The organism is Dyella terrae (genome assembly GCF_004322705.1).
GTDB lineage: Bacteria > Pseudomonadota > Gammaproteobacteria > Xanthomonadales > Rhodanobacteraceae > Dyella_D > Dyella_D terrae.
This window is the reverse complement of the sequence record NZ_SIZZ01000002.1, coordinates 923,127-946,770: the sequence shown is the minus strand read 5'-3', so window position 1 is coordinate 946,770 and position 23,644 is coordinate 923,127. Positions and strand designations below refer to the sequence as shown.

Below are 23,644 nucleotides of genomic sequence, written 5' to 3'. Positions count from 1 at the left end.
CTAGCGCCTTTCCATCGCGCCATGCAGTCGCCACACGGCCACCGCAAGCCCAACGACGGCCGCGAGGAACCAGAATGCCGCGGCCTGCAGATCCTTGCCCAGCCACATCACGCCGGCGACCGCGCCCGTAAGCAACAGGCCGGCACCCAATGCGACCGGCAATGCGCGGTCCGACGGCAGGCGGCGCCAGAGCAGCAGCAAGGCGCCGAACGCCGCCAGCAGCACGGCCAGGACGCGCCGCACGGCAACCATGGAGGGCGGCTCGGGCACGTCCGGCAGCACATCCACCAGACGACGATCGCCAAGTTGCACGTCGAACCCCTTGCCATCATCGGCGTCGGCGGCCGGCACCAGGCGATCGCCATCCAGCCGCGCGAAGACCGTCACCTGCTGGATCGGCACGACTTCCCAGCTGATACGCAGATCGCCGAGCCTCGGATGCGAGGTGTTCGCGCTGGTGGTGAGGTACTTGCCGTTCTGCGAAAAGCTGGCCGCCAGGTTCTCGGGCATCTTTGACGCGCTGGGTGTGATGAAGTCGCTGCCAGGGAGCTCGTGCAACAAGGGTGGCGAAAGCGCGAATCCACCGACCTTCACCAGGCTCGCGTCAAACTGCTTGCCGGTAATCGGGAAGGCGCCCGGATTGGCGTGCCCGGCCGGGCGCGCGAACCCAGCGGCATCCACGGGGCGATCGACCCAGTCCTGTTCGTAATGGACGTCGCTGCCCATGCGCACTTCGCGCCACTGGAACATCTCGACATGGCGCACCAGCACGGGCGTGTTGATGCGCTGCCCAAAGTCGGCGTCATAGGGCTGCTCGACAACGTCAATGTCGCCAGCGACACGCACCATGTAGCCGTGCTGCCCCGCCTGCGGCCCTTGCGCATCGGCCAGGTCGAGCACTTCGCCACCATGCCTGTTGAACGCCATGCGGCTGGTGATGGCCGACTGCTCGGTCATCGCACCCAGCCCGACGCCGAGCAGCATCAGCAAGGCGCCCAGGATGCCCGACAGCCAGCCATTGGCTCCTTCCGGTCGGCGTGCACTCATGGGCGATGCACCCCGGTCAGCGCGACGTGCTCGTCCACGGTGCCGTAGCGACCACGCTCATCGCGAACCACGCGCGCAAGTGCGCAGCCGTGATCGTGCGTGAAGAACAGGCCAACATCGCGCGCAAGCTTGTCTTCGAGAAAAATGCGCTTCTCGTCGATAAGTTTTTCGGGCCAGCGGTCGTAGCCCATGGTGATGGGCAAATGCACCCACGAGCGCCCCGGAATCAGGTCGGCGCAAAACACCACGCCACCGACCTCCGACAGCATCAGGCCGGGGGTATGGCCGTCCGAATAGCTGAAGCGCACCGCATCGCCGAGCGTCCTTGAATGCTCGCCCTCGACCAGCTCAAGCCGGCCACTATCCGCCAGCAATGTCTGCAACTCGGGAATGAACGAGGCACGGTCACGGGGATGGGGCTGTTGTGCACGGCGCCAGTGCTCGGCACCGATCACGTACGTGGCCTTGGGAAACAGCAGTCGCGCCGGCGCCCCCTCTTCCCAGGCCGCAAGCAAACCGCCGGCATGGTCGAAATGCAGGTGCGAAAGCACGACCGCATCGATGTCTTCATGCGTAAGCCCGGCAGCCGCCAGTGAATCGAGCAAGACGTGGTTGCCTTCGACGACGCCGTAGCGCTCTCGCAGCGCCGGCTCGAAGAACGCGCCGATGCCCGCTTCGAACAGCACGTTGCGGCCATCCAGATCCTTCACCAGCAGGCAGCGGCAAGCGAGCGGGATGCGATTGTGCGCATCGGGTTCGATCCAGCGTGACCACAGCGCCTTGGGTGCATTGCCGAACATGGCGCCGCCATCCAGTTGCTGCGAATTGCCGATGAGTGACCAGAGTTCCATTGCCTTTCCTCGCCTGCCTGGGGCTCGCTCCAAGCGGCCCCGGGCTGCTTCCGCGCTGCCCTGTGCAGCGCGGTTTGAAACTTATTGCACCTTGCCCAGGCCGGAAGGACGACGCGGGTCGCTCGCCGCATCCAGCTTGCCGTTCTTCAGGTCCCAGGTGACGACGTTCATGAAGCCCCACGATTCGCGCGACTTGAGCGTATGGCCCATCCGGGTGAGCGTCTCGGTAGTCGCCGGATCGAATGCCCCCTCCTCCACGTCCACGCGATCGGGCATGAATTGATGGTGGAAACGCTTCTGCCCCGCAATGCCCAGTGCATCCTTGCCATCGATGAAGGCAAGGATGCCCTCGAGCACCTGCGTGATGATGGTCGAGCCGCCCGGCGAGCCGATGACGCCGACGCGATCCTTGCCGAACACAATGCTCGGCGTCATCGACGAGAGCATGCGCTTGCCCGGCTCCGGCGCATTGGCCTTGCTGCCAAGCAAGCCGTACACGTTCGGCTTGTCCGGAACCAGGGCGAAGTCATCCATTTCGTCATTGAGCAGAACACCCGTGCCCTTCGCAACGAAGGTGCTGCCCAACGTGTAATTGACCGTCAGGGTGATCGAGGCGATGTTGCCCTCGCCATCGATGATGGAGAAATGCGTGGTGTGCATGCCCGGATCGACGCCCGTGCTCGAGGGCAGCATCGACGACGGCGTGGCCTTGTCCGGCAGGATGGTCTGGCGCAGGCCATCGGCGTAGTAAGGCGACAGCAGCATGTCCAGTGGCATCTTCACGAAGTCCGGATCGCCCAGGTAATCGTTGTGATCACGGAACGCGCGACGCATGGCTTCGATGACCAGGTGCGTGCGGTGCGCCTGGTCCAGTTTCGTGAGATCGAAACCCGAGAGGATGTTGAGGATCTCGGCCACGGCCACGCCACCTGACGACGGCGGCGGCGCAGTGACGATGCGATAGCCGCGGTAGTCGACCGTGATCGGCGCACGCTCCTTCACCTGGTAGCCACTGAGGTCTTTGGCCGTCCAGTTGCCACCGGCGGCGCGTACGGCACTGACCAGCTTGTCGGCGGTTTCGCCCTTGTAGAAACCATCGAAACCCTTGTCGCCCAGAAGCTCCAGCGTGCGGGCCTGGTCCGGATCGCGCCAGATCGCGTCTTCCGTCGGCGGCTTGCCGTTGGGCAGGAACTTCTCGACCGAGGCCGGCCAGCGACTGAGGGTCTTCTGGCGTTCGGTGATCGCATTGACCAGGCGACTGTCCGGCTTGAAGCCGTCGCGGGCCGTGCGGATGGCGGGAGCCAGCGAGGCCTTCAGCGGCAGCTTGCCGTAATGCGCCGCCAGCCATGCAAGACCGGCCGGTTCGCCGGGGATACCGGCCGACAGCGGTCCGTTGAGCGCCGTGTCGCGATTGGGCGAGCCATCCTTGTTGAGGTAGTCCTTGGCATTGACGGCAGCCGGCGCGGTCTCGCGCGCGTCGATGAAGAACGCTTTGCCATCGGACGCACGATGCAGCACAGCCAGGAAGCCACCGCCGATGCCCGAGCTTTCCGGCTCCACCACCGACAGGGTCGACGCTACCGCGATAGCCGCGTCGAACGCGTTACCGCCCTTGGCCAGGACTTCGAAGCCGGCCTCGGTTGCGTGGAAGTTGGCACTGGCAATGGCGGCCTTGCCCGGACCCTTGAGGGCGGCGGGGGGCGTGGCGGCGGGTTGGGTGCGGGGTTGGTCAGCCCAGGCAACGCTGGCAACCAGCAACAGACTGACCAGTACGACTCGGCCTCGCAGCGGCCGCTTCCACGAAAACGTCATGCCTGACCCTCTTGGTTCATGAGTTGGCGATACTTGAGCTGGAGCTGGTCCTGGGTCTCGGTGTGCGCCGGGTCCACGATGATGCACTCTACCGGGCAGACCTCGATGCACTGGGGTTCGTCATGATGCCCGACGCACTCCGTGCACAACGCCGGATCGATCACGTAAAACTCTTCGCCCAGCGAAATGGCCTTGTTGGGGCAGACAGGCTCGCAGACGTCGCAGTTGACGCAGGTGTCTAGGATTTTCAGGGACATGTTCGCAGTGTACATGGAGAGGCCCTATGCTGCGGCGCAGCATGGGGTGGTGCTCGCTTTGCGAGCAGGGGGGGGAGGCCTGCTGCGCAGGCCTGTGAACGGTAAACGGTAAACGGTAAACGGTAAGAGCGTTGAGTGCGCGGGCCTTTCGCTCTTACCGTTTACCGTTCGCAGGCGCGCAGCGCCGACCTCCCCGCTCGCTCCGCGAGCGCCCCCCGCTTCGTCGCCCATAAAAAAACCCGCGAGGCCAAGCCCCGCGGGTTTCTTCAAGACGCCGTAGCGCCCGGAATTACATGGCGACGAAGCGCACCGTCGCACCCGTCGGCTGCAGGGCCGTGGTCACGCGCTCCTGGTCGGCCTGGTCGCCGATGTACAGGATGATCACGTCCTTGAACGAACCCGGCTTGGCGTCCTTGAAGGCAGCGATGATCAGGTCAGCCGTCTTGGCCGAATCCGGACCAGCGAACACCAGCATGTTGCCCGGCAGCACGCCGCGGGCGACGGTGTCGGTGACGTTGTCGAGCTGGCGCTGGCGCTTGGCCGCGTCTTCTTCAGTGTCACCGGCGTTCACCAGGTAGGGGTACGGGCGGTCGGCGGTCATGCCCTGCATGTTCTTCTGCACGATCGAACCGAGGTAGGTGTTCCAGGCCTTGGCATCGTTCGGATCGGTGGGCTTGGTGACCTGAGCGGCCTGCTCGGACGCCTGCGGGGCGTTTTCGTCGGCATTGTTGCCGCAGCCGGTCAGGGCCAGCGAACCGGTGAGGGCAAGGGCAGCGAGAAGAGCGTACTTGTACATGATGATCACCCTGGATCTTGGATTCTGGAATTACGGATCCCCGGATGTCAGGCCTCTCGGGAACACGGCTCAGCGGCCATGCCTGTCCGATCCGCAGGATGGCCGGCAGCATACAGGAAGGTGAAGGCCGGGGTCAGTAGGCCCCGCCCCTCACTCCCAATGAAGGGTCAGGCGGAAGTTCGCCCGCACGCTGTCCTGGTCCGGCGTCACCGTATTGAACGGCTTGGCCACGTCAGCCGACACGGTGAGCCAGGTCCGATAGCGATACAGCCCGCCGACGCCCGCGCCAGTGATGCTCTGGTTGCTCGGATAGGCGGCGTACACCGAACCCGTATCGGCAAATCCGTAAAGGTCCAGGTTGGGACCAAAGGAGCGGTGCAGTTCAGCGGAGAAGTAATAGCCACGGGGACCGGACAGCACGCCGCGCTCGTAGCCGCGCACGCTGCCCAGGCCACCGATCTGGAACAGGTTCGCCGATGGCAGGTTCTTGCCCCGGCTGAACTGCCAGCCCAGGTCGGCACGAACGGCCCACTGCGACTGGCCAAGGCGCTGCATGAAGCTGGCGCTACCCGGGGCGATATCGAAGTTGTCCTTGCCGAGCATGGGCTCATCGGAATGGATACGCGTGTACAGCTGCGTGACCGACCAGCGCTGGCCGTCCTGCTGGTGCGCCAGGCTGAGGCCCAGCGTGATCTGCTGCGTACGCGTGTCGGCGATGTGCTGGCCGCTGATATCGGTGCTCGAGTGACCGATCGAATAAGCGCCGATGCCACTGAAGAGCCAGTTCATCGTGGCAATCAGCGGCTGGTTGTAATCGAGCGAGGTCACCGAGCTGGTGCCGGTGATGTGCAGATTGCGGAACGCGCCCTGCACGATGTCGATCTGGCTGTGCGAATAGCTCACGCCCAGGCGACCGTTGTTCGGCATGATCGGCATCGAGTACGACACGGCACCGTCGTTGCCGCCCTTCGAATGCGCGATATTGCCGCTCAGGCGATCGTCCACGCCCATCAGGCCGTACAACGCACCCTGCACACCGACACGCCACCGGCCGGAACTGTCGATGCCGTTGTTGTCGATGAAGCCGTCGATGGTGTGTCGCTGGGGCTCATCCACCTGCAACAGAATGTCAGTCTGCCCGCGCGTTTCGCCCGGCTGCAGCAAGGCCTTTACCTGCAGATCCGTTGTGCGGTTGAGGTACACCAGGTCTTCGCGCAGCCGGTCGGTATCGACGACTTCGCCGTCCTTCTGATGGATGCGGCGGCGGACGAACTTGTCATCGACATGTCGCGCACCCTTGACCTCCACTTTACCAAGGCGACCTTCCACCAGCTCGACGTGAACCACGCCGTCGACGATGGGCTGGTTCTTGAACACCGCGCGTGCCGTGGTGATTTTGCGCGCCGCATACAACGCATTGACCTTGTCCAGCATCCCGGCCAGCTCGGTGCCACTGACCTGCTTACCGAGATAGGGCGCGACAGCAGCATCGAGATCCGCCTGCGGAAGCAGCGCCGAGGATGTGAACTCGACTTTCTTCAGCTCGAAGCGCTGGCCTTCCGTGGTGACCTTCTGGCCCGGCACGTTCGGCTGCGGCTGCTTGAGCGGATCGGTTTCGTTGGGCTCCTGCGGTTTCTGCTGCTCGTAGTAGCGCTGCACGCGCTGCGCATCGTTCTGCAGTGTGGTGGCCTGCTGGGCGAAGGCCGAGCCGGCCCCACCGACCAGGAGGACGGCAATGCCGGCAAGGCGCGTGGACCGCTTGTAAACGCAATGGGACATGGATCGACTCGTGTTCTTATGGTTATCAGTTCGGGGCATTGACGTTCACGGCACCGGACGGGCTGGACGGTTGCACCAGATCGTCGGCATCGCTGCGGACCCACGCGGGAATGGCACGCTCAGCCGACGTGTCACCCTGGTCGTCGGTGTGCTGCTCGAGGTAGCGCCCATTGAAGCGAAGCGCACTCTCACCGTAGTAATCGGGCATCACCGAACTGTGCGTATCGATGAAGTTCGGCGTATCCATCTCGTAGCCGAAGCCGTAGCGCACGATGAACGAATCGGTAAAGGTGCTGACACCGTTCTGGGTGAGGTGGAAGTCGAACGTCGGCTGCATCAGCTGGACGTCGGCATTGACCAGGTACGCACGCTGCTGATCCATGCGCACGCGCGTGGTCGGCGTATCCAGCGACATGGTCTGCTCGATGTGGCCGGACACGATGTCAGTGCGCGGAGCCGTGGTTGCCAGCGCAGCCTGCACGGCGGACAGACGTTCGATCATCCATTGCTGCGAGGCATCGGCGTCCACCGTGATGTGCTGTGCCACGGCGCCCTGGTAGCCCGTGAGCACCGAGTACAGCGGCTGGCCCTGACTCGTCTGGACAATGTGCGCCACGATGTTGTGGCCGCCCAGGTTGATGCGGTTGCCGATGTTCGCCGCGTCCAGCCCGATATTGCCGTTCGCCTGCACGGTGGCGTCGCGCGTGGTGAGCGTAGCGCCGGTGATGTCGCCATTGCGAGCCAGCAGGCTGATGCTGTCCGGCGCGGTGACCGAAGCAAAGGTCATGCGCTCGGCCGCCAGGCTGATCGCATGGCCGGCATCGACGTCATGCGTGGTCAGCGTGCCGCCGGAATCCACCGTCACCATGTTGCCGGCATGCGTGGAGTACATGCTGATGTCGCCACCGGCGAGCACCGTCGCATCGTGACCGGCATCGATGGTGGTCGTGGTGATCTGGTTGCCGGCCTGCAGGTTGAGGTCCGTGCCGGTCACCAGGTGGCCGATACGGATGTTGCCGGCCGCGATAAAGCGGATCCAGTCTGCCGCATTCACGCTGCTGCCCGTGATGTCCCCAGCCAGGGACTGGCCGAAGACATGGCCACCCGCGCCGATACCGGCGAAGTCAAGGTTGCTGCCGGCGTGCATGTCGAGGTTACCGCCCGCCTGCGTGTTGCCAGTAAGCCCGATGGCCTGTCCGGCGGTAAGCACGACGTTCTGGCCCACCGTCAGCGTGTCGCTATGCAGGTCGCTGACCGCCGTGGCATCGAGGTTGCCATCGACCTGGGTGGTTCCAAGCGTCATGGCCTGACCCGCCTGCAGGCTACCGTCACCATGGACGGTCATGGCGTTACTGAGCAAATCGGTACCCGCCGTGGCATCGAGGTTGCCATCGACCTGGGTGGTCCCAAGCGTCATGGCCTGACCCGCCTGCAGGCTGCCATTGCCATGGACGGTCAAGGAGCCCGAGGTGATGTCCGTGCCGGCATCGGCCACGAAGTTACCACCCACTTGCGACTGACCCAGGGCGATCGCGCTGCCCGCGTGGATACCGCCATGGCCCTGCACGCTCAACCCGCCGGATGTGAAGTCCGTGCCGGCGCTGGCCGCAAGATCGCCCTGCACCGTGGCATCGTCCAGCTGGGTCGAAAGTGCCGAGGTGATCTGGGCATTGCCATCGACCGACATCTGCACGGCGTGGAAATTGCCCTGTGCGCTACCGGTCAGATTTCCTGTGATCTGTGCATTGGTCAGCACGGTATCGCCACCGCTGGCGAGGCTGGCATCGCCAGTGACCTGCAGCAGCCCGGCGCTGAGCGAGGTGCCGGCATTCACCGCCAGGTTGCCACCGGTAAGCACTGAATCCAATTGCGTGTCATCGATCGACGTCAGCGATGCGTCACCGCCGGTCTGCAGCGAATGACCCACGATCTGTTGTGCCGTCACCACCGCCGTACCCAAGGCACTGAGGGCGTCGTACTGCAACACGTTGTCAACGGCCAGGTTGATGCTGCCCATCGGCGTGGTCAGGCTGGTGACGTGCGCGTCGCCCAGGGCATGAATCCACACGTCGCCCTGCGCGCTGGTGCCCGACAGCGTATCGACGTCGACCACCAGGGGCTGCGTCTTGGCGCCAATGTCATGAACGGCCTGAATCGAGGTGTCGCCACCCTGTCGGGCCTGCAGGTTGATAGCCGCGCCGTTGCCCTGAATCGCGCCGCCAGCATTGACGTCGATGACCGTGCCGGTGGTACCGGCGCTGCCCACCAGGCCCAGCGTGATGTCGCCATCAGCGCGCAAGGTGGCCTGCGTACCGGCGGCCACCTGGCTGCCCGTTCCCATGACGATACTGCCGGTGCTGTCGATCGCCACCGCCTGGCCAGCCGACATGTTGCCGTTGTCGTTGAGCAGGAACTGCGGTGCGTTGTTGCCCACGACGCTTGCGGTGATATTGCCCGCGTGCGCCGTCGCCGAGTCCAGGCTCATGCCGTCGGCGGCAGTCATGCTGATGTCACCGACATGGCTGACCAGCGTACCCGCATCGAGACGGCCCGGTGCGGTGAGCGTGATATTGCGATCGGCGTTGATGGCCACGAAGGTGCCGTCGGTGCCCGCCACGCCCGTCACGTTGCCATGGTCGGATGTGATCTGCTGGGCATCAAGCGACGACTGCGTCGCGGTAAGGACAACGTTGCCGCCAGCATGCACCGTACCCACATGCAACGCATTGACCGGCGACGTCGCCAGGATGTCACCACCCGCCGTTGCATCGAAGCTGCCGTTTGCACCCACCTGCAGCAGCACCGGCGCATCGACGCCCGTGCCGACGTTGACGCGGCGACCGATGTCACCGGCCGCCGACAACTGGATGCTGTCGCCCACCAGGCTCAGCGTGTCCAGGAAACCAAGCAGGCTGCCGTTCTGTGCATCGAGCGACAGCAAGCCATTGGCGTAGACATTGCCGAACCGCAGGTCGCCGCCGAGCTGCCGCAACATGAAGTTGGTAGCGGCCGAACCGCTGAGCAGGCTTCCACCAATCTGAACCGACAGCGGATCGGTGCCGTTGCTCAGGCCAACATGGCCAGAGCCTGCGGCAAGCACCAGGTCGCCGCCGGTGGTGAGCACTGGCTTGGTGGGGTCGGATCCCGCCGGCGCATCGATGCTTCCACCCGCCGACAGGCGCATATCGGTACCCGAGACCAGCGTACCCACGTGCAGGTCGTTGTTCGCCTGCAGATAGACCGAACCGGTGGCGGTGCCCGATACCGTGCCCGTGGCGTCCACGTACAGCGGCGAGATCTGGCGCAACGAGATGTAGGTCAGCTTGCTTTGCAGGTCCGGATCGGCCTGGTCGAGCACGTTGTGGTTTGCATCGAGCAACTGCACGTCGCCCGGGGTGTTGGCAAGCGCCAGGGCCAGGGCTTCACGCGAGTTGAGCGAGCCGGACATCAGCGACGCGTACGAGACATCAAGCGGATCGGCCACGCGACCCATGCCGCTGTCGGCCACCGATGCGCCGGTGCACTTTTTGGCTGCCAGGCCAGCCGCACTGCAGCTACCCGAATGCAACTCAATATTGCGCGCACTGATGTTCGGCGCCACCGCACCACCCACGACGCCCTGCCCCGGCTGCAGCGCCGTGACATTGATCCAGTACTTGAGCTGGTCAGGCGTCCAGGAGGAGTTCGCGCTGAGGCGATTGTAGAGATCCGAGCCCGTGGCGATGGTGAAGTTGTACCCGTCGTTCTTGCTGGCGAAGTCCGCCGTGCTCGCCCAGCCGGTTCCAAGGTAGGTATCGAACGTGTTCTGCAGGTCGGCGAAATGCTGGCTCGCGTACTGCAGGGTAAGCGTGCGTTGCGTGGCCGCATCGACCGAACTGATATCCGTGATGCCCGCTGCGGCCGCCGCAAGCGGCCAGTACAGCGCAATGGCATTGTCGTTGAGGACGAACTGGCCGCCGACGACGCTGCCGACATTCTTCATCTGCCAGTACTGTGCATAGGCAGCATTCACCTGGCTCTGCACGGCATTGACGGTCTGCGTCACGGCCTGGCCATCGGTCAGGTGCAGGCGGTCCCACACAGCCTTGGCCTGTTCATCGGTGAGCGTATCCACACTGTTCAGCAGGCGCGCATCGAGCAAGCTGCCACTGGTGGCTGTGAGGTACACGTCGCCCGTGGTCGAGGTGATCTTGTTCACCCAGACATCGCCGCCATGGTCGACCAGGCTGATGTCTCCATAGGCCTGCGCATCCAGACGGCCACCGCTGGGCGCGCCACTGGCAAGCGTGTCGGCATGCGTCTGGATATTGAGCGGCAAGGCCGCCGAACCGATGCTGCCGAACTGGCTGGTCAGGTTGACGTTGCGACCGACCACGTCGAGTGCACCCGTGCCGACGTTTCCGGCCACCCCGACCATCGAACCGGTGGTATTGATCACCACGTCGCCAAACGGGTTGCTGCCGCCACCAGCGATGGCCTGCAGTGCCTGGGTGCTGTTACCCGAATCGACGTTGACGTAGATGCCGCCACCGTCGGTGGAAGCTACCAGCTCGCTGCCCGGATCGGTGTCGTGGACGATACGCGTCTCGATCGCCTGCGTGGCGCTGCCGATATTACCGGCGGCGTGCATGGTCAGGTCATGCGTCCAGATCAGCGCCTTGTCCTGGGTCTGGATGATGTTGCCGCTGGTGGCGTTGAGAATGGTTTCGCCGTGCGTATTGGTGATCTGGCCGGTAAGCAGGATGTTGTTGTTGGACGTGACGTCCACCTTGTTGGTGGCGTTGGTCGCGAAGTTGATCGCGATCGGACGATCCGCGCGCATGGTCGTGGTCAGCGTGAGGTAACCGGCCTCCGGCATCACGTAGTCCCAGCGCGACACCCAACCGTCGTTCGGCGCGTCGTAGGTGGCGTGAGTGCCGTAATGGCAGTCGCTCCCGGCACCGTCGCAACCATGGTAGTGCACGTAGTTGTTGCTGACGGAATAGAAACTACCGGTGATGTTGGCCGTGTAGTCGACACCGTTCGCCAGGGCCACGTAGCCACTGCTGCCGGGATCCTTGAACGAGCCCGTGGACAGGTTCCAGTGCTGGCCGGCGCTGCCGCCCGAACCGGTGGCCCAACTCCAGTTGTTCGCGCCGCCGGAGCGCGAGATGTACGTCGTGGCACTCCAGATGTACTGCTCGCCCGTCTTCGGGTTGTAGTACGTCGAACCCGGCGAAACGCCGCCGACGAGGGCGCCGTTCTCCCAGGTGGTAGCGCCATTCGTGTTGTTGTACTGCTTGGCGGCCTGGCCGTCCTGGCTGACGTACCAGGTCGTCAGGGGCTTGCCCTGCCCATTGGTTTGCAGCGAGTCGACCAGGGTGATCAGGCCCAGGCCACCGCTGCCGGCGTAGATGTTGTGAACCGACAGCTCTGCGCCGGTCTGGTTATTTACCGTGACCGAGCCGTAACCGCTGTTGACGTTGATGCTGCCATTCGCCGTACTGACAATCTTGCCTTCCAGGTACACCGTGCCGCTGCCTGCCGCATCGACGTCATCGAGGACGATCTGCTTGGTGGCCGCGTTGTAACTGGCGCGGATCAGCTGGCTGCCACCATCGGCGCCGATGACCTTGATCATGGCATCGCCGTTGGCGTTGACCACCGGGATCGACACCAGCGTCGCCCCCAGCTGGCCGTTGGCATAAGCGGTGTTCTGTGCGTCGATCCACGCCTTCAGTGCGTCGGTGGTTTGCACCGACCAGTTGGCCGGCGTACCCGCATTGATGGTGCCATCGATGTTGATGTAGCGGGCGCGAACGACAATGTCCTGGCCCGTGAACGACGAGCCGGAATTGAGCTGCGAGGCACTGAGCTGGCCGCTTTGCGTCAGTGCGATGTAGGGCACCAGCGGCACGCTGCGGTCACTCATGAGGCCGGTGCTGCCACCGATCGGGCTGAGCGTGCTCGGGCTGCCACAACCGTCGGCACCGCCATTGACGAACGGACGGCAGCGGCCGTACAGGATCACCGGGGAATTTTCGACGATGCCGCCGAACCGGCGATTGAGCAGCTGGGAGTTGAGTGACGAAGTGTCGGTGGCGCCGGGTGCATACACGTAGTGCGCGATGGCCGCCGCTGCCATGTCGGGCGTACCGATCGCCGCATTGATGAATGCTGCGAGCCAGCTTGAATCCAGATCGCTCGTCGGGTCGCCGCCGGAGAACCAGTCGGCATTCTTGTCGTTGAACTCGACCGAACCGTTCGGGACGTACACGTCCTGCTTGTTCGCACGCACCGTGCCACCCTGATAGAGCGAACCGGCCATGTCCACGATGCTGACGGTGCCACCCAGGTTGCTGACGTTGCCGAGGATGATGCCGGGGGTATGGGTGCCGTCCACCGGACGGGTCGACTTGATCGTCACCGACGGAACCGAGCCGGCGGGCGCCTGCGTCACCGTCACGTTGCCCAGGTGGTTCACGTCGGCGCCACCGGCCACGATGACATTGCCGCTGCTGCCAAATCCGACCTGGATGTCACCCAGCGCCAGGTAGTACTGGCTGGCGTTGTCGATGGTAATCGACGGTGCGCCATTCGCCGTCACGCTGCCGCTGCCACCGACCGTGCCGCCATAGACGTAGGCATTGCCGCCACCCACGTACAGCGGATCAAACACGAAACCACCCACGGCGGCGTTGTCGATGCCCTGGTAGTTGCCGGTCTGGTGCTTGGCTGCGTTGATGTATTGCGTCGGATTGAAGTTCGACACCCACGTATAGCTGACCGGCGCGGTGGTGGCCGGATTGGTCGTGAGGTTGCCGTTCTGATCGATCGAGATATCGATCGTATTGAACTTGCCAGCGACGATGTCGCCATTGAGCGTCGTGCTGCTGGAGTTGTTCGAGCTCTGGTGATTGCTGTGGTCCGTGACCGGGATGAAGCCCAGCTCGTAGCCATGCGCGGTGCCGTCCGTCGACACCTGGGCGCTGCCGGGCATCGCACCGATGGCGACGTCCGAGCCACCCAGCACCACGCTACCGCTGCCCAAGCTCAGGCTCGCATTGCTGGTGGTGTTGGCGGTGGAACTGGCCACCGGAATGGCGATGAGGCCACGCACATAGGCCTGCGCGATGGAGGTCGGGCTCAGCACCGTGTCGGCCGTGCCCATGATGTCCTTGCCGGCGATGATGTCCGCTTCGCCATAGCTCATGATGCCGACGTTCTGGCCGATGTTGACGTTCTGGTTCGAGGTCAGGTTGACCGTCGAGTGCGCGATGCCCACCGGGGCGGCGCCGAAGGTGTTGGCCATGGCATTGGCACCCACCGCGCGGATCGCGTTGTAGGTTGCGATGTCGGTACGGCCATAGCTGGTCGACACGGAGCCGTCGTCGATCTTCACGTTGCTGGCGAAGTTGCCGCCCACATCCACATTGGCGCTGGCGACCGGCACGGCGCCGCCGACGGTGAGGCTGGCGGCATCGTTGATGCCCGTGATCAGCGTGTTGGCGATAACGCTGTAGTTGCCGCGATTGGCCTTCAGCTCCGACTGTGACAAGCCCGTGGCGAAGTCGTTGTTGGTACCGACATGGGCAAGGTTGTCGGAGGTGAGGCGCGTGGTGACGTTCGCCGCCTGGCCGGCAATGATGCCGCCCGCGCCGCCTTCCGCGCCCGTGTTGTCGCCGGCGTTGCCGAATTTCGACTGCGCGAGGATCGCCAGATCACCACCCGTGGAAACCTGGTTTCCACTGCCGAACTCGGCCTTGGTGTGGCTGGTGGCGTCATTGCGCACGTCGGCGCCACTCGCACCGATGGCCGCGGCGTTCACCGAGTTGGCGTGACCGCCATAGTTGGCGGTATGCACGGCATTGAGTGCGAGGCTCGCCAGCTGGTTGAGCTTCCAGTTGCTGCCGATGGTGGCATGGGTCGTCGACGTCGAGGACGTCGCCGCGCTGGAGGCGTTGCCGGATACCAGGCCGCCGCTGCCAGCCGTGCTCGAAGCGTTGTTGGTGTCGGTGCCATTGGCGGCCACCGTCAAGGTGCCGGCGGTCGCACTCTCGGTGCTGTTACCGTCACCCAACGATGCGGTCGTCGTCGTGTTCGACGTCGCTTCGGATACCGCCGCACCCACGGCCACGAGGCCGGCACTGATACCGCTGGCCGTGGCGGACTGGGTCGTGTTGTTTACGGCACGAATCGCGACATTGCCGCCGGGCAACGTCACGCCATTGCCGACGTTGGCAATCACCGTGCTGTTGCCACGTGCGGTCGCACCGGCACCGTTGGCACTGAGCAGCACGCCACCACCGCCGCCATTCGCGTTGCTGGTCGAAGTGGGCGTCGCGACGGCGCTCACATTCAGGTCGCCGCGGGTGAACTGGGCGTTATTGCCTACCAGGGCGCTCACCGCCGCATTGACGCTGGCGGTAGCCACGTTGGCGCCAATGGTCACGCCGCCGCTCACCGAAATGCCCTTGGCCTGCGCGTAGGTCGTGGGTGTTGCACTCGCGCTGACGCTCGTACTTCCTGCGGTGACCTTGGCGCGATCGCCGATACGGGCCGTCACGTTGCTGTTGTCCGACGCATTGGCAACCACCGCACTGATCGCAGCAAGGATGCCACCCGAACCCATCACGCCCTGGGCCGACACCTGGCCGGAATCGCTGGCATTGACGTTCACCGCCGCGAAGTCGCCCACCTGACTGTCGTTCTTGATTTCAGCGGACACGTCGCTGTCGCGCAATGCGTCGACGACAACGGCACCGGCGACAACACCACCGACGTTGATGCCGTTCGGATCCTTCGCGTTATCGTTGCCCGCAAGCACGGAGCTGCTGTCGGACGCCGTGATGCTCAGCGTACCGGAGCCACTATTGAGCGCACTGAGCGTGCCGGCGTTGTATGCCTCGACCTGGTTGCTTACATGGCTGATCGCCACGGCCGCACCGATGGCCACAGCACCACCCGCGCCGGCATAGGCCTTGGTCGACGCCGCGTGGCCGCTGCCAAGGTCACCGCTTGCGGCGCCGATGGTGATGCCGTTGCGTGCCGAGACCGTGGTGCCGGATTCGATCGACGAACGGATACCGCTGTCGATCGTCGTGTAGGCCACCGCGCCGCCCACGCCGACGCCACCTGCACCGGCCGCGCCGGCAACGTTGCTGGTGTCGTTCAGTACATTGGCGCCCAGGGTGACGGCACCCTGCGCAGTCACCGAGCCACCACTGATGGTTGCCTTGACGCCATCGCTGGCACCAAACGCAGCTGCGCCACCATTGCCTGTCGCATTCGCCAGCGAATAGCTCGACCGCGCGTTGATGTCGTTGACGTCGTCGCTGGAGAGCTGGGAGCTGTCCAGGCCGTACTTGGAGACATCCGAATCCAGCCGGTTGCTGCTGGATGCCTGCGACAGGTTGTCCAGGTTGATCTGGCCATTCGCATGCAAGGTGCTGTTGGTGTCGGTCTGGCCGTTGTTGTTGATGTCACCCGTGCCGGCGACGACCACGCCTGCCGACAGGCCCACGCCGACGCCGCCCGCGCCCGCCGCGATGGCGATGCTGTCGACGTGGCGTTGTGATTTGGCGTCCACGGCAACATCGCCGTTCGTCGCGATCGTGCTGTCCAGCACGCCCGCGCCAACGTCGGCCTGGAGCAGTGACAGATTGATGCCACCGCCGATGCCTGCGATGCCCGCGCCAAGCACGCCTGAGTAGGCGGCGACGTTCTGGCTGTCGTTCGCGTGCACGCCGAGACTGGCGGCATTGAGTACGCTGTTGTCGATGGTCGCGTGGGTGCGGTTGCCAATCACATTGACAATGGCCGCGCCAGCGATACCGGCATAGAGGCCGCCGGCCGCACCCACGGCAACGCCCTGGGATGTGTTGGTGGTATCGGCCTGCACGGTGGCCGCGCCACTCGCATCAACCTGGGCGCCGCTGACCGTGGCCGATGTTTCGACGTTGTCGACGTTGACCAGGGCCACGCCGGCGATACCCGCCACCGAGCCGCCGAAACCCGCGGCGCCGCCGATCTGGGCACCCACCGACGCATTGCGGGAGCGGACGTCAAAAGTGCCGACGTCGAAGCTGCCACCGCTCACCGTCGCGTCAGTCTGCGCGCCAAACACCGTGACCACGCCCGATGCCGCGCCACCGACACTGCCACTGGCGCCGGCACCCACAGCGCTGGCGAGCGACCACTGGTCGGCGCCTGCGTACACCATGCTCCCCTTCTGGGCGGAGGTTGTCGCGTTGTTGATCGTCGCGCTGGTTTTCGCGTCCAGCGTGTTGACCGCCACCGAGCCGTTAACCGCCGCCACGCCACCCACCGAAACGTTGGCGACGATGTTGGCTTCGTATTGCCGGCTGCCGGCGCGCACGTCCACGCCCTGGTTCGCACCGGCCTGCGTGTAGATGGCGCCACCGGCGTTGTCGGCGTCATCCGACGTGCCGCCTGAGTCGATTACGCGGTCGGCCTGGTTGATGCGCGAGGAATCGATAGTGGCACTGGTATTGCCGCCGACCACGTTCACGCCGGCCAGTGCACTGACCGCCGCAGTGCCCGAGCCGCTTACGCCCAGTGCCAGCGTTGCGATGTGCTGCTGGTTCGAAGCATTGACCGCAACGCCGTAGACCGACGCCTTGTTGCTCGCCAGGTTCGGAGCCGTGTAGTTGGACGGATCATTGGAGACCAGCGACGGCATGTTGTCCTGATCGGTGATGTTCACACTGCCGTCGAGCGTGGACTTCGCCGCAGCCGTACCATCGTCGACCGAGAGCGCAGCACCCTTGGCGTAGGCGGTGACGTCGCTGTTGTAGATGCCTGCCTTGGTATTGGCATTGATGTCGTTGACGACGACGCCAACGCCGACGCCAGCCGTGCCGCCGATCGCGGCCGCACCGCCGAAAACATTGATGCCCTGGTCGTTGCTGGCGAGCACGCCCACGTTGTCGCTGGTGATCACCCTGGCGCTGTTGTCGATGCGCGCGTCGGTACCACCGGAGATCAGATTGACAGCGACGGAGCCGGCGACGGCTGCATCGCCCCCACCGGCTGCGCCCACGGCGATGGTATTGATGTTGGCGGCGTTGCCGCCCGTACCAGCCGCCGGATTACCCGCACCCGCGCTGACCAGCAGGGATTTGGCCTTGTACGTGCGGTTGTCGGCACCGCCCATGAACGAAGCGTTGGTGGTCGTGCTGATGTCGTTGACCGCCACCGCGGCACCCACGGCCACACTGCCTGCGCCGCTGATCGCACCTGCCAGCGCATCGATCGATGCGTTGTTGGTCGCGCTGACGCTGGTCGCATTGGTGCTGCTGACGCCAGCACCACTGGCGGAGTCGACCGACCCGACATTGCTGATGCCGGCATCGATGCTGTTATGGATCAGGTTGGTGGTGCTCGAACCGCTCACCGCCACTTCACCGGCAGCCGCGCCGGCCACCGACAGGGTGCGAATCGTCGACGACGAGCCGGCATTCACCGCCGTGCTGTCGCTGACATCCAGCACCGAGTCGCTCAGGTTGGCACTGGTATCACCACCGATGTCGGCGATGCTGATGGCCGCGCCCACACCCGCCGTGCCGCTGGCGCCGATGCCGCCGGACAGACTGGAGATCGCGGCGCTGTTACTGGCATTGACCAGCAAGCTCTTCATCTTCGCCGCGGCAGAGGTCAGGCCGGTGCCATCCGACGCCAGGCCATAGAGGTTGGTCGCGCTGGCGCTGACATTGTTATCAATGGTGTTGTAGGTCGCCGATCCAGCGCCCGCGCCATCGCCGCCGAATGCGCCGGCCACGGCAAGCGAGTACTGCCTGCCGCTGCTGCTGGCGTTGGCCTTGCCCTGCCCCGTGAGCTTGAATCCAACGTCGCTGATCGTCGCCGAAGTGTCATCGCCGATGTCCGCAACGCTCGCAGCCAGGCCGACGCCGGCGGTGCCGCCGATGGCGACGCTGCCGGACAGCGCATCGATCTCCGCCGCGTTGTCGGCACTCACCGTCGCATTGACGCCCTGCACCGTGCTGCCCTGGTCCAGGGTCGCACTGACCTGGTTTGCCGTCTGGTTCCAGCCAAACGACAGCATCAGCGCCGTACCCTTGGCGCCACCCGCCGCCACGGCACCGGCCATGATGCGCGCGTTCTCGGCCGCCTTGAGCGAGGCGTCATGCGTGACGGTGATCGCCGCGGCCGAGGCCTGCGTCTGCACCACGTTGGCAATATTGTTGTAGGTCACCGCACCGCCGACCGCGGCGTTGCCGGTGCCGATGGCGACGTTGCCCGCCAGGCTGTAGATCGCCGACTGGTCCGATGACAGTGCATTGAGGTAATCGGCGTTGATGGTCGCCGTCTTGCCCGCACCCACGGCGGCGCCAAGCAGCACCTGGCTCTTGTTGGTGATGTTGTTGTAGGTCGCGCTTCCGAGGCCTGCGAGCTGGCCGGTAGCCACACCCACGCCGACCGCCAGGCTCATGATGCGCGTGTTGTCGTTGGCGTTTGCCGCCACGGTACCCGTCGAACTGATGGAGGCATTGCCCACGGACACACTGTGCGTGTTGTGCACCTGGCTGCCAACGAAGGACAGGCCGACGTTGTTCTTGCCGTACTGCACCTCACCTGCAACGGCGATGATGGAACTGCCCCATCCACCCGAGGAAATCGAGCTGGCATCAGGCTGAGCACTGTCGCCGCCGGACTGCGCCGTGCCGCTGAAGCCCAGGCTGCTGCCGCTGAAGTCATAGTCGCTGGCGGAGGCCGGTGCGTTGATGAGCGCGTTCAGCGCGCTGACGCTGCTGTCGCCCGCATTCACCGCGCTTGCCGTCAGGCTGACATCGCCGCTCACGCGAGCATGCGTGCCCCCGTCCATCAGGACGGTGCTGCTGTTGCCGACGTCGTTCCAGAGAAACGCGCCCGCGAGGCTGTTGCCGTTGGAGGCGGCGCCACCGGAGGCGACGGCCGCGGCGATCATCGACGCGTCAAGCGCGCGCAACGTGAGGTTGTCGTAGTGGTCAATGTCCCACGCGGTGGCACTGCCGGTATGGCCGGTGATGTAGGCGCTGGTCTGGTTGGCGATGGAGGCATAGGTGAAGCCCAATGCCGCGTTGCCGCTGTTGCCGCCACCCGTGGTGACATAGAGCGCACCAGCACCCTGGCCGATGCGCGAGTGATCGTAGGCGGTGACTTCCAGCGAACGATTGTTTCCGGTTCCGCCATCGAGCGTGCTGTTGCTGATGCCAGCGGTGGTCTTGTTGGCCGAGGTGCCGACGGACACAGAGCCGGCGAGCGTTGCCGAGGAACCACTGCTGCCCGTCTGCACGGCAACGCCGACGCCAACATTGGTTTGTTCGCTGCCATCCAGCGCCTGCACCGCCACGTTGGCCGCCTGGGTAAGCGTACTGTTGCTTATCGTGGCGGACGTCGTATCGGCAATGCTCGAATACGCCACCGCGCCGGCCAGATCGCCACCTGAGCCACCACCTCGCTTCAGTGCCGCCGAACCGGCCGCGCTGGCCAGCTGCGCGCTATTGATGGCCTGCACGGTGACGCTGCCCTGATTGGCATTGATCACCGACTGGTCGACTTCGGCACGCGAGCTGAGCGCCACCATATTGACGCTGGCGGTTCCGGAAATGGCAATGCCAAAACTGCCGCTTTGCTGTTGCTGACTGTTCGAGTTGGAGGAGCCGCCGTTCTTCTTGCCCAGGCTGCCGGCTTTGCCCACCACCTTCTGCAGCGTGTCGTCGACACTGGAGACCTTCTTGAGGACGGAGCTCGCCTTGTCGAGCAACGATGACGCGGAGTCATCCCCGCTGACGGTATCCGCGGCACCGGCGAGGCCATCGACTTTCTCCAGGCCGCCTTGCAGCTTGCCGGTAACCGTCTTGACCTGCTTGAGCATGTCGATGATGCCGGACGCGCCGCCGGACGACGGTGCCTGCGCGCTACCGCCCGAACCACCACTGCCGCCCGAACCGCCGCTGCCGCCGCTGCCGCCCGAGCTGGACGAAACACTGCTGCCGGCCACCGACAGCGCACCCGACTGCCCGGTGCTGCTCCCCAGGACACTCAGGCTGGCCACGTTGATGGAGCCACCCGTCTGCACCGGCGCGGGCGTCGACGACACCGGCTCGTCGCCGCTGTTGTCGCCAATGCGTGCCAGCGTATCGGTGCTGATGTTGTTGACGCCGACACTGATGCCGATGCTGGCCTCGTTGGACATGGCCAGGGCGCCGGCCACCGACCACACCATCAGCGGATTCATCGCCTGTACGGCGAGCGCGCGGCCCTTGACGGTGGCTGCGGAGCTGACCGACGCGTGCGTGCTGTCACTGACGTCGGTGATCGCCACCGCGCCCTGCATGCTGGCCGTGCCGCCCTTGCCGCTGATCGGGCTGATCGCAATGAGCTTGTCGCTGCCAGTTGCCGTGACTGCAATATCGTTGTTGCTGGTCAGCCTGGCGCCACTGCCCACGCCGGCCGCCGTGGTGTTGTCGTACCCGGCGTAGTTGAAGGCACCGCCGATGGCAGCCGTATCGCCCTTGGTGCTCTTCGCCCACGGCTTGATATCACCCACCAGGTTGAATGCATCAAGATCGGTGTCGGCCGTGACGCTGATCGAATGTGCCCACTGGATGGGCGAGGTGTTCCAGTCGACCGCGCTTTGCCAGCCGTCGGCGCCCGCCGTGCTGGCCACCGGGGCCGTGGACGTCAGCGTGGCACCATCGCCGATCCATGCCCGGTTCGTATTGGTCATCGCGAAGTAGTTGACCGACCCGCCGATGTCGACGCTGTCGCCGGTCGCCGACGCGCTGGCGTAGCCCGTCGCGCCCTTGACGATGGCATCCGCAGCACCGGCCAGCTTCGGCAAGTCCTTCGCGCCGGCGATGAAGTCGTCGAGGCTGTCGCCCATCTTCGACAAGGTGCCAAAGGTGTCCGAGAGACCAAAGGTCCAGTCGTAAGGCACGATGATCTGCGAGGCCACGCCGATATGAGCCGCCGTCAGACTCGCGCCCTTCCCGACGAGCGCCGAAACGTTGTGGCCGTAGTTGGCATATGCGACGGCGGCGGCGATGTTCACCTCGCTACTGCTGCCGGAACCACCGCTGCCACCCGTGCCCCCGCTCCCGCCGCCGCTGCCGGAACCGGCGGCGCTGTCCGGCGCCTTCGACACCGTGGCGGCAATAGCGGCGTTGTGGATGCCGGCATCCGTCAGCGTCGACAGCACGGCGATGTTGCCGGTGGTCTTCACCGTGACGTTGTCGGCAACATTGGCCGACACGGTGTTCTGGCTGTCGGTCCAGGCGACGGCGGCGCCGAGCTTGAAGGGCAACGACGTGCCCGTGCCGGTGTTGCTCTTGCCGGCCATCGTGCCGGTAAGGTTGGCGCTGGTGCCGGTGGTCGGCGCTTCGGTCTTGCCAGCGCTTTCGGCCTTGCTGGTGCCGGTCGTGGCGACCGTGGAATTCTTTGTCGTGTTGGTATCCGCGGACACCGTCACATCGCCTGACATCGCCGCGCCGCCGTTGAGCGTGCTGCCAAGGGTTGCATTGGCCTTGACGGTCTGCAGGCTTACCGCGCCGGCGATGCCAATGTTGCCGCCACTCTGCGCCGTCTTTGCCGTGGCGCTGGTCGAGAAGCTGTTGTCGTTGTGCGCGCCAATATCGACGCTTCGCGCCGACACGTTGCCGTTGATGCTCGCATTGGCATCGACGGCCGCTTGCGTCCACGCAACCGTGGTCGCAACAAGCTGCCCGCTGGCGTTGGCAATGGTGCTGGCCGACACGTCGAGCTTGTTGTCAGTGGCCGCAAGCACGGAAACCTTGCCGCCGCTGCTCACCACTGCACCGTTGTCGATGCTGGTACTGGCCTTGCTGTCCACGGCGCCGTACATGCCGGTAACCATGACCGCCAGCGAATCGTCCGTGCCGGTACTGGTAGCGGCAGTGGACGCTTCGGTCTGCGTCTTTGAATTCAGGGTGACGTCGCCGCTGGCAGTGATCTTGCCGGTAACCGACACCGTTGCGCTGGAGGACGAGGTGACGTAGGCGAGCTGGCCGACCTTCTCGCTGGCGGCCAGGTTGGCGTCCTGGATCGCCGAAGAGACACCGTCCTCGAAGAACGAATCCTGATCCTTCAGCAGGTCGCCAGCCTGCTTGAACACCGCGCTCTTGGACGGATCTTCGTAAGCCGACTTGCTGGTTGCCGTCGCGGTAGCGGACACCAGGCCCCAACTGCCGGCGTCAGCGGCCGCACTCTTCGTGGTCGACGAGGTGGTCAGCTTTCCGCTGATGTTGATCGACGCATGCGCCGCCGAATCGCCGGCTTCGGCGCTGTCGGTGTCTTCGGCCATCAGTCGGATGGTGTTGCCGTCGTTGACCACGACCGGCGTGGTCGAGCCTTCCACGTTTACGGCGGTCGCCAACGTATCCGTGCCGGTGCCGGCTACGAAGATCGTGCCGCTGACATCGATCGCGGTGGCACGGATGCGCACAGCCTGGTTGGCGTTGATCGTGCCGTTGACGCAGACCAGGCAGGTGTCCGACTTGGCCAGCGGCTCGGTGCCCTGCATCAGGCTGGTGAAGGCCGTAGCGTCAGCGTTGACCTTGCCGTCCGTCCCCAACAGCGAATCCATGAACGACTGCGTGGGTGCACTGAGCGACAGCGCACCCACGTTCAACACGCCGGTGCTGCCGACCACGATGCCGTGCGGATCGGCGAAGTACACATTGCCGCCAATCGTGTTGCCGTTAAACAGGTAGCTGTTCACGGTGCCATTGATGACGGTCTTGGTATCCCAGACCAGGTTCACCAGGTTTTTCACGTCTGCTGCCGGCATGCGCAGGTTGACGGTGTCGCCGGCCCCAACGTTGAAGTCGGTGAATGAGTTGAAGCCCACGCCATTTTTGGAGAGGTGGGTTTCGACTTCGATGACGTTGCCTGCCGTTGGCGGTTTGACCACCGTCCCTGCCTTGCCGTCAGCGTTGATGGTGGAGGCAGCCAGGGCCTGTCCACCGAGACCTACGCCGATGACGGCGTAGAGCGCTGCGGTGATGGTCTTGAGCGAGATGCCGGCGCCAGCGGGACTGGACACGAGGCGGCGCGCACGCGACGGGGACTTGGCGTTCATG

7 protein-coding genes are annotated in these 23,644 nt (G+C 64.8%); all 7 read right to left on the bottom strand.

All coding sequences use genetic code 11. The annotated features are described in order from the left end of the window. The 7 genes from EYV96_RS14930 to EYV96_RS14900 all read right to left on the bottom strand — a co-directional run bounded on the left by EYV96_RS14930 (position 1) and on the right by EYV96_RS14900 (position 23,643). A complete protein-coding gene (locus EYV96_RS14930) occupies positions 1–1,047 on the bottom strand; it encodes a TMEM43 family protein (protein ID WP_131152322.1) in 1,047 nt (348 codons plus the stop codon). Next, complete coding sequence (locus EYV96_RS14925) at positions 1,044–1,898, bottom strand: MBL fold metallo-hydrolase (RefSeq protein ID WP_131152321.1); 855 nt, start codon at positions 1,896–1,898, stop codon at positions 1,044–1,046. Before EYV96_RS14925 ends, EYV96_RS14930 begins: the two co-directional genes overlap by 4 nt. 81 nt (positions 1,899–1,979) lie before the next feature. Next, positions 1,980–3,710, bottom strand: a complete 1,731-nt coding sequence (ggt, locus tag EYV96_RS14920) for a gamma-glutamyltransferase (RefSeq protein ID WP_131152320.1) — start codon at positions 3,708–3,710, stop codon at positions 1,980–1,982. Then, positions 3,707–3,967 carry a YfhL family 4Fe-4S dicluster ferredoxin gene (locus tag EYV96_RS14915; protein ID WP_131152319.1) on the bottom strand — a complete coding sequence of 87 codons (261 nt, stop codon included), beginning with the start codon at positions 3,965–3,967 and terminating at the stop codon, positions 3,707–3,709. Before EYV96_RS14915 ends, ggt begins: the two co-directional genes overlap by 4 nt. Positions 3,968–4,256: 289 nt before the next feature. Further along, the gene (locus EYV96_RS14910) at positions 4,257–4,763 is read right to left on the bottom strand and encodes a hypothetical protein (protein ID WP_131152318.1); all 507 of its coding nucleotides are present in this window, start codon (positions 4,761–4,763) and stop codon (positions 4,257–4,259) included. A gap of 150 nt (positions 4,764–4,913) precedes the next feature. After that, on the bottom strand, positions 4,914–6,542 hold the full coding sequence (locus EYV96_RS14905; protein ID WP_165488692.1) for a ShlB/FhaC/HecB family hemolysin secretion/activation protein: 1,629 nt from the start codon (positions 6,540–6,542) through the stop codon (positions 4,914–4,916). Positions 6,543–6,567: 25 nt separating this feature from the next. Further along, entirely contained in the window at positions 6,568–23,643 is a 17,076-nt protein-coding gene (locus tag EYV96_RS14900; protein WP_131152316.1) for a leukotoxin LktA family filamentous adhesin, read from the bottom strand. Position 23,644: the final 1 nt, after the last annotated feature.